Raw genomic sequence first — 15,224 nt, 5'->3', positions numbered from 1 at the left:
TCTTATGATTGTTCACGGGCATTCATTCATCAAACCAACAGCACTCTCAAAGGTGCTCGGTCTCACTTTACTTGCCATCGCCCCCACCGCTCTTAGTCAACAATTTGGGCGTCAAGGCGAACTTTTCCCTATTGCAGAGGTAGACATGTTGCAATGGATTAACAACAGATTGACACACTTAGAAGCCACGGGAGAAACCGCAAAGATGCAACAGCAGTTTGTGGAGAACGTAGAAAATAACGTGCGAAGACCCCCTCCCGTTAAAGGGTTGACCGCCACCACCGCGCCCAACACCTTTTACATCGACCCATCATTAAAGCTGGCCACCGATATCAAAGATGCACAAGGTAACCTCCTTTATGCTAAAGGCCTCGTCATCAACCCTTTTGATACCGACACTTGGCCAGTCGACATTCCCAAACAATCATTCGATTACTCGTATGTGATTGTCTTTCTTGATGGTGACGACCCAAGCCAGCGCGCTTGGGCTAAACAATACCGCGCAGATAAGCCGATAAAATGGACCCTCACCAACGGCAGTCCAGAAGACGTCGCCACGGAGTTTGACGCCCGAATTTATTTTGACCAACAAGGTCACTACAGCCGTCAATTTCAACTCTCACACATTCCCGCTCTGATTGAACAAGACGGAGCGCGGTGGAAGATCACAGAGATCGATGTGACGCCGTTCACCACCATAAACAAGAGTGCGACGAACACAAAATAAGGAGAAAGACCTTGAGATCCCATGGGTTATTACTGCTTGGTTTGTTCCTATTTCCTTGGCAAACCCAAGCTCAATCCGCCGCTTGTACGGGGCATTTCTTAAATCCATTGTCTGATATTTGTTGGGACTGCCTATTTCCTATGACACTGGGCAGTGTGCCTCTCATTAGCTCGACATACCCTGACACCGCCAACCCAAGCATGCCGATCTCCTATTGTCCTAAACCCCCGCCCATTTTTATGCAAATTGGCTTAAACATTGGGTATTGGGAGCCGTATTCCTTGGTGGACGTGACGCGAGTCCCTTATTGCATGGTCAACATGGGGATGCAGTTGAGTAATGACAATAGCCAACAAATAGGAGGCTCGCAGCACGACTCAAGCAGCAAAACCAGCGGCAATGCTTTTTATCACGTGCATTGGTACAAATATCCGGTGATTTACTGGCTACAACTGATGCAGTCGGCCGCCTGCATGGCCACGGATAATTTCGATGTTGCCTACATCACCGAGCTTGACCCGTTTTGGGATGATGATGAGATGTCGTTCATTCTTAACCCCGAAGCCATTTTGTTTGGCCACCCCATCACGCAGCTCTCTTGCATCACCGAAGCCATGGCGACCACCACCGGGCGCGTTTTGCCTTTTGATGCGCTTTTTTGGTGTTTAGGCTCACAAGGCAGCGTCTACCCATTAACCGGTAATAGCGCTTACTCTCATACCGGCCCTCAAGTTGGCACACTGATGTTAGAGCGTTTTAATTTTAAAATGCACAGGCAAGGCATTGTGTGGGAAACCCGGGGCGAAGATGGCGCAATCTGTTACCAATGGCCAGAGCCTATCTTGCCGAAAAGTCGCTATCGCTATCAATTGTCGGCACCGATTGGTGATGCCGCTCATTGTTATCCCTATGGCACCACCTCGTCACTTTGGGAGCAAGGTAAAGACAACCCAACCACCGGCGGTAACTTTGGTTTTGTGAACTGGCGAAAACGTAATTGCGTATTTTTATAAGGAAATGAGACGATGTCATTTAGCCCAAGAGCCTCATGGCTGTTACTTATTCTGCTGGTTAGCCCTCTCTCACTAGCCGAGAAGGGTTACTCTCAAGAAGAGCTCAAAGCGCTTGCCAAGCAAGAGCAGACCATTGCAGCGCCAACCCATCACAGTGAACTGACCACCTTTCTTGAACGAGGTCAGCAACATAAGCAAGAAGCGTTGTCGATGAATCAACACCTCGATAACGTGTTGCAAGACTCGCCACTGGCGAGTGTTCTTGGGGTGCCTCAGGAAAATCCAAACAAAAAGGCGCAAGGTGTGATGGTGTTTGTGTCGCTTTCCATGCCAGATAACGCGCTTAGACAGCTACTCAAACAAAGTCAGCAATATCAGGTTCCTCTCGTGATACGTGGGGTACTGCCAGAAGGCATGGTACCGACAGCCTCTCGAATACTGAGTTTGTTAGAAGCGGACGACGAAGAAATGGCCATTGATAGCGGTTTTGCCATCAGTCCACAGTGGTTTCGTCAATTTAACATCACCCACGTCCCCGTGTTTGTGGCCATTGGAGAAGCGTGCAATGAAGCGTCTTGCCCGCAAAGTGATTACGACATGGTTCACGGCAACCTCTCCCTTCCTAACGCATTAACGATTTTAAGCCAAGGCGATGTAGGACACATCGCCAAACAAGTGCTCAATAGGAGTTCCCCTTGAATTCGCCCTTTTCACTACTTTTTGTTTTTCTCTCTTTCAGCGCTGCTCTCTTACTCTCCCTTCATACCCTTGCCGCCCCTCAAGAAAACACATTCTACGACAACGTGGAGTGGGCGAAAAACACCCCGAACGAGGCTTACAATGACTCAGAAATGACGCTTAACCTGTCAGACTTCTGCAGCGACAATAATCCAGGGTGTGAAAGCAAAATCCGACAGCCTGATGAAGCCGGGATGACTGATGCACAAATCACAAACCAATCCACGTCGGAGTTTGACAGCAACGAACAAGCTCAAGCGATACAAGAGGGGTTTGACAATAATAGTGCCACCATTAACCCCAATGATGACACGTATCGATTCGCCACCCTTGGCATTGAGAACGCCTATGAAATCAGTCATGGTCAGTCTAATCAGTACGTGGATTGTGACAACGCCACGCAATGCGTCATTGATAACATCGCAAAGCAATGCTACCGACCAACTCACAACCCGGTCCCGTGTGACAAAGTCCCCGTCGCCTCCGTGAGCCTTAGTGAAGCGATCTACCGCTGCCCATCCGGCTGGACAAAGCAAGGGGATAATTGCCAACGCCCTCTCTCACAATGCCGACACGATAATCACAATTACGTGAGGCAAACGGGGGGAACAAGAGGGTTTACAGGGTCAGATACCACGTATTTCTGGGATGGGAAGGTTGTCTCTCCCAACCAAGGCTACACGCTTGGCGATTTAAAACAGACCGACCACATTGTCTGGAAAAGTAACGAATCCTGGTATAAACGCTACCAGATTTGTCGACCCACCACACAAACGAAAAAAGTCACCTTGAGCTGCTCAAACGGATTCTCCTTATCCGGAGGGAACTGCATCAAGAACAACATTACTTGGCGAACAGAATGCAACCTGATGAACTCATGCAAGATCACTCGCCAGCAATGCATTGAAGGTCGAGCCACCCGCATCATTAATGGCATACCGACCACGCTTGATTGCTGGAAGTATCGGGTTGAGCACCAATGCACTCGACCCAATACGTGCAACGTCCTGCCCGCCGATTGCACCACGACGTCAACCCATTGCAGCCTCCAGCAAAACGGTGTGTGCATTGAGGAGAAAGTCAATAACTCCTGCCCACAGCGGCGCTGCAGTGCCACCCAATTAATCTGTGGAGAAGAGAGCTTTTGTCTGGATGGCGATTGCTTTGAAGCCATGGCGACCACTTCAAACCGCTTTAATGAAAGCACCTCAGCCTTAGCCGCGCTCGCAGAAGCCGCTGACGGTATGGGTAACCCACCGAAGATATTTACAGGCAAAGGCATGAAGTGCACAGACGCCGCTTTTGGTTTTGCCGACTGCTGTAAAGACGGCGGTTGGGGCACGAGTATTGGCATAGCCCAATGCAATGATGAAGAGAAAGCGCTCGGTCAAGCCAAAGAGCAAGGCATTACGATAGCCCTTGGCCGTTATTGCGCAGAAAAGGTCTTAGGCGCGTGTATCCGGGAAAAGAAGACCTACTGCGTCTTTGATAGCAAATTGGCGCGCATCATCCAAGAGCAAGGCTCGAAAGGTCAACTTGGCATCAGTCTGGGAACCGCCAAACACCCCATTTGCGGCGCCCTTACCCCCGAGCAGCTTCAAGACATAGATTTTGAACGCCTCGACTTTTCGGACTTCTACGACGACATGCACGGCAACACCAACCTGCCTTCGGCCACAGAAATCCAAGAGCGATTACACAGCGCTTATCGCCATTAACTTAATCAATGATGAGGACATGATATGGATCCCCTACTCCCTTTACTTGTGGCCACCCTGTCGACAACCGGGTTTGCCATCACCCTTATTCGGCATCTTCTGTTCAAACGAAAACTCCATCAGCTCAAGCAAGAAATGATGAGGCACCAACAACAGCGTGGCATTGATGAAGCACTTTGGACGTTATTTCACACGCGCACCCACAAGATGCTGAGTTTCTGGCAATAATGAGGTCACACCATGAAGGACTTATCCACAAAAACGGTGAACAACTCAATTAACCGATTAACAATCAAATCCCTACCGTTAATGTTGTTGGCTTTATTGGCCTTTCACAGTATCGCCGATGAGCCCCCCAAGGGGTGGCGCTGGTATAACGAGACCAAAGCGCCCAAAGTCCCTCCCAAAGAGGAGGAGAGCCTCCCCCCCAACAGCGTCTCTACCGTGATGAGCGCCACCGAGCAGATGCAATGGTTCCACCGCGCGTTTGATGAAGCGTTAAACGATGCCACCATTAACCCAACCGATGAAGAGAAAAATCTAAAATTGATGAAGCTGAAAAAATTCATCGATGGCAAGACCACGCAAACGGGCATGACCTTCAAAAAGCTCATCAACGAACACCCCGAATACTCGTACACCAAAGACCGCCCCACAGAGCAAGCCGCAAGAGCGACGTACTATCAAGGTATCCAACTCAAAAACGAAGCCACTGTGCGTCAATTGGTACAAGAAGGTTGGGGCCTCTACTTCATCTACGAAGGGCAAGACGCCTTATCTCAAACCCTAGCCCCCTCAATCCAAGACTTTGCCCACCGGTACCACATCGAACTGGTCGGGATCAGCAAAGACGGTCAGACCTTTGAGACGATTAATGAAAACCGTATTGATAAGACAGGGCGTGTACAGGTGCGCTACACACCGGCTTTAATGCTGGCCAATATCCACACCAAAGCACTCAAGCCCCTCGCCTACGGCTTCATTTCACAAAAAGACTTGCTCTCTCGCTTTCACAACGTCGCGACCAATTACCAAGACAGCGACTTTTAACTTAAGGACGCCCCGATGAACGCTTTTATCCGCACGTTATTGTTGAGTACGCTGATGACGCTCGCCTCAACCTCCCTCACTCAAGCGCAACCCCCTCATGCGATGACAGGCCAATACGCCTTGGTGTTCTTCCATTTTAGTCAGTGCGCTGAGTGTCACCACTTTGCCCCAACCATGAAGCGGCTAGAGCAAACTACTCAACTACCTGTGTACGATTTCTCCTTTGACGGACAACCCATCCCCGGTTACGCGACGCCTATACCGACCAACTCTGACATCACCGCTGCGTTTTTTGGGGATCTCAAAAACGCCATTACGCCCGCCACGTTCTTAATCAACGTCAGCAATGGTAAGTACGTGCGTTTGAGTGAAGGCAATGTTCCATACACTGAGCTGCTTAAGAGCTACCAAGCCTTGCGCGCCGATGTGGCCATCATGGAGAGTTTACAATGACGCGACCTACCCTCCTGGCTCTCTTAATGAGTCTTTCATGTTCACTTCATGCCGGCGGCTTGGGCGACGCCATGAACAGCTTTTGGGATGACAGCAGTTTTAACAGCAACATCACGAACCCAAGTGCCTATCAGGGTCAATCCGCCACCTACTATAATGCGGGCAGTTTGTTTGCTCGCACCAACATCAAAAACATTCAACTGGCCGCCATCACCTTGCCTTCTGTCAGCGCAGGGTGCGGTGGCATTGACGCCTTTATGGGCGGCTTTTCTCATATTAACTCTGACCAACTGGTGGCTTTTGGTAAAGCCGTCATTGCCAACGCCGTGCCCTTCGCGGTGGATTTAGCGCTGCAAACTTGGGCGCCGAGCATCAAAGAGAATCGGGACAAACTGCAAGCCATTGCTGATCAGTTCCTCACCACCTCGATGAACTCTTGCCAAGTAGCGCAATCGGCGGTCTCTGGTTTAGCGGCCTTTACCGATGGGGAAGCCAAGCGACATGCCTGCGCCACCCTAGGCACGCAAAGCAACGCTTTCGCTGATTGGTTAGAAGCGCAACACGAATGTCGCAACGTCCGTACCAACCAGAGCACACTGGCTAGCAACACCGATGACGCCACGGCGCACGCAGTGAAAGTGAACTTAAATGTGGTGTGGGATGCGCTGATGAAAAGCGCTTACCTTCAAGACAATCAAGAGGTCGCCGAGTTTATCGTAAGCCTCACTGGCACCGTCATTTACGACGCGCAGGGGACGCCAAGCTACATTCCGGCCATGTTAGTGGGTAACGACACCGCCATTAACGCCCTTTTGACCGGAGGGGATTTGGAGGTGTATCGATGCGACAACACCGAGACCTGCCTTTCGATGAGCCTAAGCGCCATCAGCCTAAATGAAAGCCAAGCCTTTAACGCCAAAGTGCGCCACACCGTCGATACGCTCTATGCCCACTTACAATCTGACCAACCTATCACCGACTCAGAGAAGAGCTTTGTTGAACTCAGTGACATTCCTATCTTAGCAATGCTCATTGATGATGCGCACCTCAACCTACAACCAGAAAGCCATTTATACGCTCAAAATATTGCCGCCGATCTCTTGCATGCCTATCTCAACAACATGCTGATGATCGTCAATCAATCCATGACCAACCTCGCTTCGGTTAACCCAACCGACGTCAATCGCACTCTCGAAGGCATCAACAGTGCAAGGGATTACTTACAAACCATTCGAGACCGTCACAAAACAAAATTGAACGCGTACTTAGCCCTCACTGAGCGCTTAAAACGCAAACGAAAGCTCCTTAGCCAATCGGCAAGTGACGCTACCCTATCGAACCTCACCTTTGGCCATTAAAGGAGATCCCCAATGACCTTAGACTTTTATCTCTATGGCGCAGGCCCTCAATTACAACGAGCCTTGAACGCCGTCGCCACTTTTTTTACCACCAACACCTTTGGCTCGTTAATCGAAATCGCCTTACAACTGGCCTTTATCATCAGTGCCACCCTATTTTTTGTGTCTCGAGACGCGAAACATGTGATGCGTTTTATGTTCATTTACTTGGCTATCCCCACTTTTCTTATCAGCATGAAAGCCACCGTCCATATCAATGACGCGCAAAATCCTATGCGCATTTATTACGTGAATAACGTGCCTTACATCGTCGCAATACCCGGTTGGGCGGCCACCACGTTCATGCACGGCTTAACCGAAGGCATTGAAATCGTCTTTAGCAGTACAGAGGATGAAAGCTACAGCTCCTCAGGCATGGTGTTTGGTTCGAATTTATACACGTTGCTTCGTAGCGCCAACGCCGAAACCATTGATCTGCAACGCTATTGGAAAGACTTTTATCACAACTGCATCGTCGGAGACATTCGAATTAACAAAAAATACACCATGCAAAACATCCTGCAAGCACCGGATTTGCTGGGTTTTCTCGCCACAAAATCGATGTCCCCCATTCGTGGGCTCTATAACCCCCAGGGTCAATACAGAACCTGCCGCGACGCGTTTCCTGAACTCACTCAACAATTTGATGAAGAGGCCAATCAAACCATGAATAAACTGGGCGCGTATATCTTGGGACGAGAGAGCAACATCCAATCAACGTTCTTAAGAAACGCCATCGAGAATAGTCACCAAGATTTAATTGGGGTCAGTAACAACGCGGTCGATATTTTAAAACAGAACATGGTCATCAACATGACGCGATGGAACATCGAAAACACGCACCGAGGTATCGCGGCCAACTACGCCTACACCGCCAACCAAATGCAAACCACCACCATGTGGGCCAACATTGGGCTGCAAGCCAAAGAGTTCATTCCAATGATGCACTCGATAGGAGTGATTTTGTTTGTCTGCTTTGGGGCGATCATTGCCATCATTGCCTTGCTGCCACATATGGCGCTGCCTGTCCTTAAAAACTACGTTGGCAGTTTTTTCTATCTGGCCACTTGGCCTATGATATTCACCATCCTCAACGCTATAATGATGTGGTTCTTAGAAGGGGCGACCCAGGGCGCGACACAAGGGTTACGCGGCATTACCCTCTCGAACATGAGCGGCATTGATTACGTCAACACGCGTTACGCCTCCATTACCGGATACTTGATGATGTCCACCCCCGCGATTGCTTTGGCGTTAACCAAGGGCGCAGCGGCCATGATGAGCAGCTTAAACTACCAACTGGCGGGGATGATAAACCAAACCAATGCCCGTACGTCGGCAGCGGCCTCAAGCGGTGACATCAGCCACGGTAATACGCAAATGCAGACCCACACGTTTAATAACGTCAATGGCAATAAGTTTGATACGTCGACATTGCTGAAACAACACGGCAGTACCACTCAAAGCGAAGACGGTATGCTTTCAACGCAATACGGTGATAGAACGGTGTATGACACTAGCCCTACCGCGTCGAATTTCCAATGGAACGTCGCATCAACCAGTCAATACAGTGAAGCGGTGCAAGACTTGCACACCAATGCTCAATCGAACCTCTCGACACAACAAGCGGCCTTGTCGCAAAGCACACAAAGTGGCTCTCAACTGATGGCCGATTGGAAAGAGAGTTATTCTTCAACCCAAGGTTACGGTTTAACTCATGGACACGGTGCAACTGCTGCGGCTTCAAAAGGCTTAGAGCAGGTCAAATCCGCCACTGAGCAAGTCAGTGCAGCAACCGGATGGAGCCATGAGAAAGCGAATGCCTTCTTACACTCTGCGTACGGCGGTTATGACGTGAACGCTGGACTGTCAAGCGGCGCTCTCGGTGACGCCGTAGGGTTTAATGCGAGTGTGAACGCGTCCACGGGACAAAAATGGACACAGGAAGACCGCGAAACGCTCAGCAGCATGAGCAACGAACAACAAAGCCAAATGCAAGCCGCTATCGAATCCTACCGCTCTGGTGCCAACCAAACCATCGATGCGAGCAACCGCCTCACGGCCGACGAACGTAATACGGAGATGGGCACTTACGCCACTGGCTTTACGGCTAACTTTGGTGAGACACAAGGTTTGATAACGTCCACGACACAAGCTCAACAAGAGGTCGATACGCTCAGTCAAGTCAACAGCCAAGAGCATCGTCAAGTGGCGAGCCTGATTGAGAAACTGGAAATACCATTCCAAGGTTTTGTGGAGGAGAAATATAAATCTGAAGTAGGACGAGCAGAACAGATTCTTACCGGTAGTAATGATAAATCACGCCAAGCCCGCGCTGATGAATGGGAAAAATTTAAAACAACCGACACGTTTAAAGATTTTGTGCTCGCCAGCGTCCCCACTCAAGAAGAGCACGAACGTACCTTTAATCCTGAGCCGACCCAATCCGAGTGGCAAACAATGGTAGGCGAACAATACAAAGGTAAGGCTCTAGGCAACACCAGCCAAACGGTGATTGAGCAGCATGAACAACGCGGCGGCACTGAGCGTTATTACACCCCCGACAACCACTCGAAAATCGTGGAGGATACACGTGAACAATTTGAGAGTACCAGTAACCGTGTTGAGCCACCATCAACCATACAGCCAACACAGAAGGAGGATCAAACCCGCTCTTAACCTATAAATAATGGTTAATTATTGAGCAATTAAAATGAAAAATCGTAACGACCTAGTAATATACACAGTATTAAATGGAGGGATTAATGATGAAATGGCTCGTATTAGGCTTAGGCACATGTTTCTCTTTTTTGAGCTTAGCCAATAGTCAAATTCCAGAAATCGACCGACTCAGCAGTGGCAAGAGCCCTGCAGATATGAGTTACTATGTTGAACATTATCAAAATCCGGGGAGTCCTGAGTATCGAGATTTATTGATTGGTACTCGTGTCGCTGCTAACGCCGTGAACTTTTATACCACCCGTTTAGATGCTCGCGGCCAACGCATTGATTATTGCTTGCCAATGAAAGATGCAGCCAATCGCGAAACATTATGGGAATGGAAAACCAAAGATCTGATGACAATTATCGACAACAGACTTGAACACGATCCTCGTTTAAAAAAATACGGTAAAGTAGGCATTGGTGGCAGTATCGCCAGCTATCTAACAGCCGCGTTAAAAGAGCAATACCCTTGCCCAGTGCAAAAACAGTTATGACTTTAGAGATTACTGATGAAGATATTAAAAGTAGCGTTGGGCCTTGTGTTACTTGGGTGGTGGTGCTTTTCATTTTGCGTTTTATCTACAAGTAACGATATAAAGGCCTTTATTTACAAGGCAGACTCTTTGACTGTTGTTTTTATTCTTCTCTTTCTTATATTAACTTTTGTCATTTTATTAAGCTTTCTGAAATTCGCGATCTTAGGCACCGTCATTGCCACTGCGTTATCTTTCAACTGAGACACTTTTTAGTAAGGAAGTTTAGATGAAAAAGACAATAATCTTGTTGGCTGTATTAAATATGGTTGGGTGTTCAACCAATATGTCTCGGGTTCCAGATAAAAATGATATGGAAGGGTTCTATTCACCTAACGAATTTATGGTATCTTCTCTTGATTTTGATATTACAGGATTAGGGCTAATTGAACATCCTCATGAAGAAAAGGTAAGACGCTACATAAAAGAAGTGTATGGTGAAAAAATTGGTAATAATACCACTTTCTTCCGCGCATATTTCACGAAAGTGAATGATACACACTTATATAAGCCTTTAGTAAACGCTAAAGCATATTGTGAATATCAAGGGGGGCATTTAACTTTAGTTTCTCGTGACAGTTTTCAGAATCTATTTAAGATAAATGTAAAGGGTGTGGGGTTCTATAAAAAGTTGCAACTAGAAGGTTTAGGCCATCAAAGAGAAAGTTTTGTAGATTTGGCACATAATGCATGGTCAGAAGGTGCATTTGGTATGCATAAATGTGTCAATGACGGTAATAATTGGTGGATTTCTATTTTGCCTTATAATTTTATCCATAAAGTAGGGTCTTCTGATGCACATACCATTGATGTTATGGTTTATGTAGGTGAGGTGAACTTGTAGTTTCTTAAATATACCCAATATTTCAAGTTAATTCGTAAATCTTGGTACTCCCAAAGTTCAAGTACCATCCTAATCCAATTTCTACGGGGCGCTCAAGGAAAACTGCAAAGTAGCGAGTGCCGTGAAAAGGCTAGAGGGTGTGTATATGCTGCTCAGCTCCATTGACATAGTGAAGAGGCCGTTAATCACTGGCTCAAGCACCCTGTTCGAGGATTTGATAACAACAGACCAATTGATATGCTTTCGACAGCCGAAGACACTGAGGTTGTACTCAATTTGATCGGTCGTTTAGAACATGGAGTGTTTTAGTAACCTTTGTTACCAAGTGCCGTCCCCCTTTCACGGCATACGGCTCAAGCCTCCACAAAGGCATCGTTTGATCCCCAGCAACTTATAAAGCAGTCGGAGCAGGTTCGTTCCAAGAGTTACGAGCTAGCCTTTTGGATTTTCTCTTTTCCAAGTATTCTTGGTATTGAGGGTCAAATGGTGTCGCTGCACTTCGGATTTTCACATGCCTTTCTATCGGCACTTTCGTTATTTGGGACAGATTGAAGTGACAGTTCATGACTTTCTGCCAACCGTGAAATTGCCACTGGCCTTTACGATTGAGAAAGTACTTATGAACAACCCAGTCTTTGGACTTGGTTGGATGACGTCTAACTGCCCAGTGCCATAGCGCTTGGAATAGTTTGTGGCCGACATACCCGAATATTTGTTTAGCAACACAGTGGCGATAGTAATTCGCCCATCCCCTGAGTTTCGGATTTATCAACTTGATAAGATCGTTAACAGGGATGGTTGCGTGCTTTTTGATGAGTCCTCGTAGATTTTTCAAAAATAACAACGTGTTGGATTTGCTCGGCTTGATGAGCAATTTCCCTTTGTACTTCCTGTGATTGAAGCCTAGAAAGTCAAAGCCATCATCAATATGAGTGATCTTCGTTTTCTCTTCGGAGAGGGCTAACCCTCTTTCTGCCAGAAAGCCAGCAATCAACAGTTTGATGTCGTTCACTAGCACTTCCTTTGAAGCTACCTTGTTGCCGCTCTCAAAGAGCAATACCCTTGCCCAGTGCAAAAGCAATTTTTAAGCTGTTGGTTTACCCTGCCAAAAGTTATCCACTCTTATCATGCTGTTCGCTTTTAACCCCCGTGGTGTATCACGGGGGTAAATTAGACCAAGCTACTGACTGGCGGCGTTTTTCAAGGTAATGATGGCTACGCCCTCTGCTGTGTCCTAATAGGCTTGATATATACCTATAGGCTTTCAACCAATCCAAGTTCATTACTTGTAATCTGGTTTAATTTTTTGCTGAAACTCCCCCTGTTGAGCCCTAACATCCTAGCAGCCTTAGACTGATTACCACGCGTATGAGTTATCAACTCAGTAAACAATGTTTCTACCACCGTAGGAGTAACCCAAGACATATAAGGGCTAGCTGATTTATTATCAAACCATGTTAGCTCCAGTTCTGCTCGGATAAGTTTTTTAAATGGTCTTTGTTGATTAGGGTTAGTTGGTCATTCATATAAATTGAAGGTTGTTAATCGATTTTATCATGTTGGCAAATTTATCATGAAAGTGCCTTAAAATCTGCTGACTCCCAAATTTGATGTCATGCAGGTTTTGGTTTGTAGTCGCTTGATGAGTACAGTCATCTTGACTTGAGTATGTCGTCTACTCGACAACTATGAGTTAGAAGTGTTCGGATTCCGAACAAGGAATCCGAATTCAAGCGTTGCCTTCCCTGCCCTAGCCCACCAATAGCTATCATCCTGATAAATATCACCTTACAAACCATACCCAATATCTATCGCTTGTGTTTTAATGCATCTAAACGCTTATCAGGTAATCTTCAAATGGCACGAAAAAACGATGGAATCATATGGCACTTAATGGACGCTCCATGGTGGTTAAGCGTAGTGCTCTCTGCTTGTATTTATTTTGGGTTTTCATATCTATTGCCTATCTTGGCCGTGGATAGCAATAATTTCATCTTTAAAGCTATTGCTCCAAACTTGCCCTTGATGGCTCCATATTTTACGTTCTTATTTCTTCTCCCCGCACCGATAGCGTTTTTCAAGCAATATCAGAGGAAAAGAAGCTATCTCAAGACGAACACTCAGATTAAAATTCATAGGAATACTTCCCCACTAAATCACCTGACCTGGATCGAATTTGAAAGTTATATCGGAGAATACTTTAAGTCTCAAGGGTATGCGGTCAAACAGTCTTTCGCTCAAAAATCTGATGGCGGTGTTGATATTTGGCTTACAAAAGATAGAGAATTAAGCCTTGTACAATGTAAGCATTGGAAAACTCGCAAAGTGGGTGTGCAAATTCTAAGGGAAATGTACGGTGTCATGATCGCGAACAATGCCAGTAAGATGATTATCGTAACTTCAGGAGACTTTACTTCTGAGGCTGTCACTTTTTCTCTAGATAAGCGCCTGTGGCTAGTCAACGGCAGCGAACTAGTACATATGATTGAAGATGGCCGCAGCTTTCAAAATAAACCATCAATATCGCCCCAAACACACAGGGCAGGCGTCGAATCTATGATTTGCCCTAGTTGCCAATCTAAGCTTGTAATGCGTGTTGCTAAGCGAGGAGCTAAATCTGGTATGTCTTTTTATGGTTGCTCTACGTATCCAAAGTGTCGTTATACTTGCGACTGCTGAGTTTTAATCTATTCGCAAAATACGCTTGTTGTAGCAAGTAATCTTTGATGGCCCGAAAGTTGCTGCTGGCATCTATGCTATTTGGCATGGCCAACAACTGATTTATTGCGGTATCTCTGGAAGACAAGGCTAGGTCTGGCAAGATATTGGAGCAATTACCTCTTTTAAACCCTCTCTAGATGAACCTTGTCCAGTTCTGAGTCAGCATGTCGTCGCGACTCATGTTCTCAATCTCTATTGTCTTCCGACAGTTGGAATTGCGGCGTTTCTTTCTCTGGTAAAATAAAGCAGAGAATGCTCTAACTTACTTGTCGCTCTCCAATTTTCCAAGCTATGTACTTGTAAACTTGCCTACCGCAATCATCTGATACATAATGACACTACCATCTGATAAGGAGTTATTGTTATGTCACAAATGCAAGCATTCAAGCCTGTTAAACAGCCAGCTAGCTTTTGGCAGCAAGTAGGTATTCCATCGCGAGGGGTAACCCTTTATGAGTCTGTTCATAAAGGTCTGGATTTTGATGTTTTTGACAAACTAGCCAAGCACTCTAAATTGGAAAAGAAAGAGTTGGCTACCGCTGTTACAATTCCACCAGCCACACTAAACCGCAGATCGAAAGCGGGACGTTTTAACAAAGACGAAAGTGATCGTTTGTACCGTTTTGCTGAGATATTCAACCAAACCATCAACTTGTTTGAAGGTGATATTTTGGCCGCGTGTGAATGGATCAAATCCCCTGTGGTTGGTTTGGGTAATCGCCGCCCTATCGATATGGTTGCCACAACTGCTGAATCAGAGGGTGTGCTAAACCTAATTGGACGATTAGAGCATGGGGTATTTTCTTGATCACTTTGTACCGAATCGTAAAGGAAAAGTGGGAAGAGTCAGCTTTCGATGGCGAAGGCTCCAGACTGTACGGAGGGCGTTGGAATTCTATTGGACGGTCTGCGGTTTATGTTGCGGCGTCAGAGTCACTTGCCATTTTAGAAATCTTGGTTCATCTCAAAAATACCAAAGTACTTGAAAATTATGTCTTGTTTACGTTGGAACTGGATGAAGCCGATGCTTTGGTCCTTGAAAATGACGACTTACCGGACAACTGGAATGAAGAGCCAGCCCCGCTTCAGACAGCCGAAATCGGTGATCAATGGTTATCGAGCTATTCAAGCTTGGCGCTGGCGATCCCATCGGTGATTGTGCCTCGCGAACAAAACTATGTGCTCAACACAAAACATCCAGGTTATCCAAAACTCATCAAAACGGCCAAAAAACACGAAATTTCTTTCGATACGCGGCTTCTATAAATCAGCTATTCCCACTGTAATTGTCCGAGGACATTAAAGT

Annotated in this window: 14 protein-coding genes and 3 pseudogenes; 15 read left to right on the top strand and 2 right to left on the bottom strand. The window is 46.7% G+C overall.

The window, feature by feature from the left end; genetic code table 11:
* Positions 1-4 precede the first annotated feature (4 nt).
* From traW to AB4486_RS09435, 12 genes and pseudogenes are all read left to right on the top strand, one after another.
* The gene (gene traW / locus AB4486_RS09490) at positions 5-727 is read left to right on the top strand and encodes a type-F conjugative transfer system protein TraW (RefSeq protein ID WP_102561070.1); all 723 of its coding nucleotides are present in this window, start codon (positions 5-7) and stop codon (positions 725-727) included.
* Positions 724-1,740, top strand: a complete 1,017-nt coding sequence (gene traU / locus AB4486_RS09485) for a conjugal transfer pilus assembly protein TraU (RefSeq protein ID WP_029203709.1) — start codon at positions 724-726, stop codon at positions 1,738-1,740. The genes traW and traU overlap by 4 nt, the downstream gene beginning before the upstream one ends.
* A gap of 12 nt (positions 1,741-1,752) precedes the next feature.
* Positions 1,753-2,439, top strand: a complete 687-nt coding sequence (gene trbC / locus AB4486_RS09480) for a type-F conjugative transfer system pilin assembly protein TrbC (RefSeq protein WP_136977978.1) — start codon at positions 1,753-1,755, stop codon at positions 2,437-2,439.
* Positions 2,436-4,196: a type-F conjugative transfer system mating-pair stabilization protein TraN gene (gene traN, locus AB4486_RS09475; RefSeq protein ID WP_136977979.1), complete on the top strand. Its 1,761-nt coding sequence runs from the start codon at positions 2,436-2,438 to the stop codon at positions 4,194-4,196. The genes trbC and traN overlap by 4 nt, the downstream gene beginning before the upstream one ends.
* Before the next feature lie 24 nt (positions 4,197-4,220).
* Complete coding sequence (locus AB4486_RS09470) at positions 4,221-4,424, top strand: hypothetical protein (RefSeq protein ID WP_016799995.1); 204 nt, start codon at positions 4,221-4,223, stop codon at positions 4,422-4,424.
* A 12-nt stretch (positions 4,425-4,436) separates the two neighbouring features.
* Positions 4,437-5,246, top strand: a complete 810-nt coding sequence (traF, locus tag AB4486_RS09465) for a type-F conjugative transfer system pilin assembly protein TraF (protein WP_170962434.1) — start codon at positions 4,437-4,439, stop codon at positions 5,244-5,246.
* Positions 5,247-5,300: 54 nt separating this feature from the next.
* Complete coding sequence (traF, locus tag AB4486_RS09460; protein WP_240700346.1) at positions 5,301-5,699, top strand: conjugal transfer protein TraF; 399 nt, start codon at positions 5,301-5,303, stop codon at positions 5,697-5,699.
* Positions 5,696-7,057 (top strand): conjugal transfer protein TraH, encoded by a 1,362-nt coding sequence (locus AB4486_RS09455; RefSeq protein ID WP_017061846.1) that lies wholly within the window; start codon positions 5,696-5,698, stop codon positions 7,055-7,057. Before traF (AB4486_RS09460) ends, AB4486_RS09455 begins: the two co-directional genes overlap by 4 nt.
* A 12-nt stretch (positions 7,058-7,069) precedes the next feature.
* Positions 7,070-9,775 (top strand): conjugal transfer protein TraG N-terminal domain-containing protein, encoded by a 2,706-nt coding sequence (locus AB4486_RS09450; protein ID WP_372117016.1) that lies wholly within the window; start codon positions 7,070-7,072, stop codon positions 9,773-9,775.
* A gap of 86 nt (positions 9,776-9,861) precedes the next feature.
* Positions 9,862-10,314 (top strand): hypothetical protein, encoded by a 453-nt coding sequence (locus AB4486_RS09445; RefSeq protein WP_136977981.1) that lies wholly within the window; start codon positions 9,862-9,864, stop codon positions 10,312-10,314.
* A gap of 268 nt (positions 10,315-10,582) precedes the next feature.
* Positions 10,583-11,197, top strand: coding sequence for a hypothetical protein (locus AB4486_RS09440; protein ID WP_136977982.1), 615 nt, complete (start codon positions 10,583-10,585; stop codon positions 11,195-11,197).
* Positions 11,198-11,380: 183 nt separating this feature from the next.
* Positions 11,381-11,506, top strand: a pseudogene (locus AB4486_RS09435) (antitoxin Xre/MbcA/ParS toxin-binding domain-containing protein); the annotation flags it as partial.
* Between the two features lie 82 nt (positions 11,507-11,588).
* On the opposite strand, the pseudogene AB4486_RS09430 reads toward AB4486_RS09435, so the two are convergent.
* A pseudogene (locus AB4486_RS09430) lies at positions 11,589-12,227 on the bottom strand (group II intron maturase-specific domain-containing protein); the annotation flags it as partial.
* Between the two features lie 224 nt (positions 12,228-12,451).
* A pseudogene (locus AB4486_RS09425) lies at positions 12,452-12,723 on the bottom strand (helix-turn-helix domain-containing protein).
* A 331-nt stretch (positions 12,724-13,054) separates the two neighbouring features.
* Here AB4486_RS09425 and AB4486_RS09420 point away from each other — a divergent pair.
* The 3 genes from AB4486_RS09420 (at position 13,055) to AB4486_RS09410 (ending at position 15,184) form a co-directional block, all read left to right on the top strand.
* The gene (locus AB4486_RS09420) at positions 13,055-13,876 is read left to right on the top strand and encodes a restriction endonuclease (RefSeq protein WP_136977983.1); all 822 of its coding nucleotides are present in this window, start codon (positions 13,055-13,057) and stop codon (positions 13,874-13,876) included.
* A 406-nt stretch (positions 13,877-14,282) separates the two neighbouring features.
* A complete protein-coding gene (locus AB4486_RS09415) occupies positions 14,283-14,726 on the top strand; it encodes an antitoxin Xre-like helix-turn-helix domain-containing protein (RefSeq protein WP_016800265.1) in 444 nt (147 codons plus the stop codon).
* Complete coding sequence (locus AB4486_RS09410) at positions 14,723-15,184, top strand: RES family NAD+ phosphorylase (protein WP_016800264.1); 462 nt, start codon at positions 14,723-14,725, stop codon at positions 15,182-15,184. The genes AB4486_RS09415 and AB4486_RS09410 overlap by 4 nt, the downstream gene beginning before the upstream one ends.
* The last annotated feature ends 40 nt before the right edge of the window (positions 15,185-15,224 follow it).

This window comes from Vibrio sp. 10N.222.55.C6, assembly GCF_041473395.1.
GTDB classification, from domain to species: Bacteria; Pseudomonadota; Gammaproteobacteria; order Enterobacterales; family Vibrionaceae; genus Vibrio; species Vibrio crassostreae_C.
Note: the sequence above shows the minus strand (reverse complement) of the source record. Positions and strands in the feature narration are given on the sequence as shown.

What these genes read in the sequence shown, in the direction of transcription:
- AB4486_RS09445 (WP_136977981.1), top strand. Translation starts at nt 9,862, where the DNA reads ATGATGAAATGGCTCGTATTAGGCTTAGGCACATGTTTCTCTTTTTTG.
- AB4486_RS09450 (WP_372117016.1), top strand. Translation starts at nt 7,070, where the DNA reads ATGACCTTAGACTTTTATCTCTATGGCGCAGGCCCTCAATTACAACGA.
- AB4486_RS09455 (WP_017061846.1), top strand. Translation starts at nt 5,696, where the DNA reads ATGACGCGACCTACCCTCCTGGCTCTCTTAATGAGTCTTTCATGTTCA.
- AB4486_RS09420 (WP_136977983.1), top strand. Translation starts at nt 13,055, where the DNA reads ATGGCACGAAAAAACGATGGAATCATATGGCACTTAATGGACGCTCCA.
- traF (WP_240700346.1), top strand. Translation starts at nt 5,301, where the DNA reads ATGACGCTCGCCTCAACCTCCCTCACTCAAGCGCAACCCCCTCATGCG.
- AB4486_RS09440 (WP_136977982.1), top strand. Translation starts at nt 10,583, where the DNA reads ATGAAAAAGACAATAATCTTGTTGGCTGTATTAAATATGGTTGGGTGT.
- AB4486_RS09470 (WP_016799995.1), top strand. Translation starts at nt 4,221, where the DNA reads ATGGATCCCCTACTCCCTTTACTTGTGGCCACCCTGTCGACAACCGGG.
- traW (WP_102561070.1), top strand. Translation starts at nt 5, where the DNA reads ATGATTGTTCACGGGCATTCATTCATCAAACCAACAGCACTCTCAAAG.
- trbC (WP_136977978.1), top strand. Translation starts at nt 1,753, where the DNA reads ATGTCATTTAGCCCAAGAGCCTCATGGCTGTTACTTATTCTGCTGGTT.
- traF (WP_170962434.1), top strand. Translation starts at nt 4,437, where the DNA reads ATGAAGGACTTATCCACAAAAACGGTGAACAACTCAATTAACCGATTA.
- AB4486_RS09415 (WP_016800265.1), top strand. Translation starts at nt 14,283, where the DNA reads ATGTCACAAATGCAAGCATTCAAGCCTGTTAAACAGCCAGCTAGCTTT.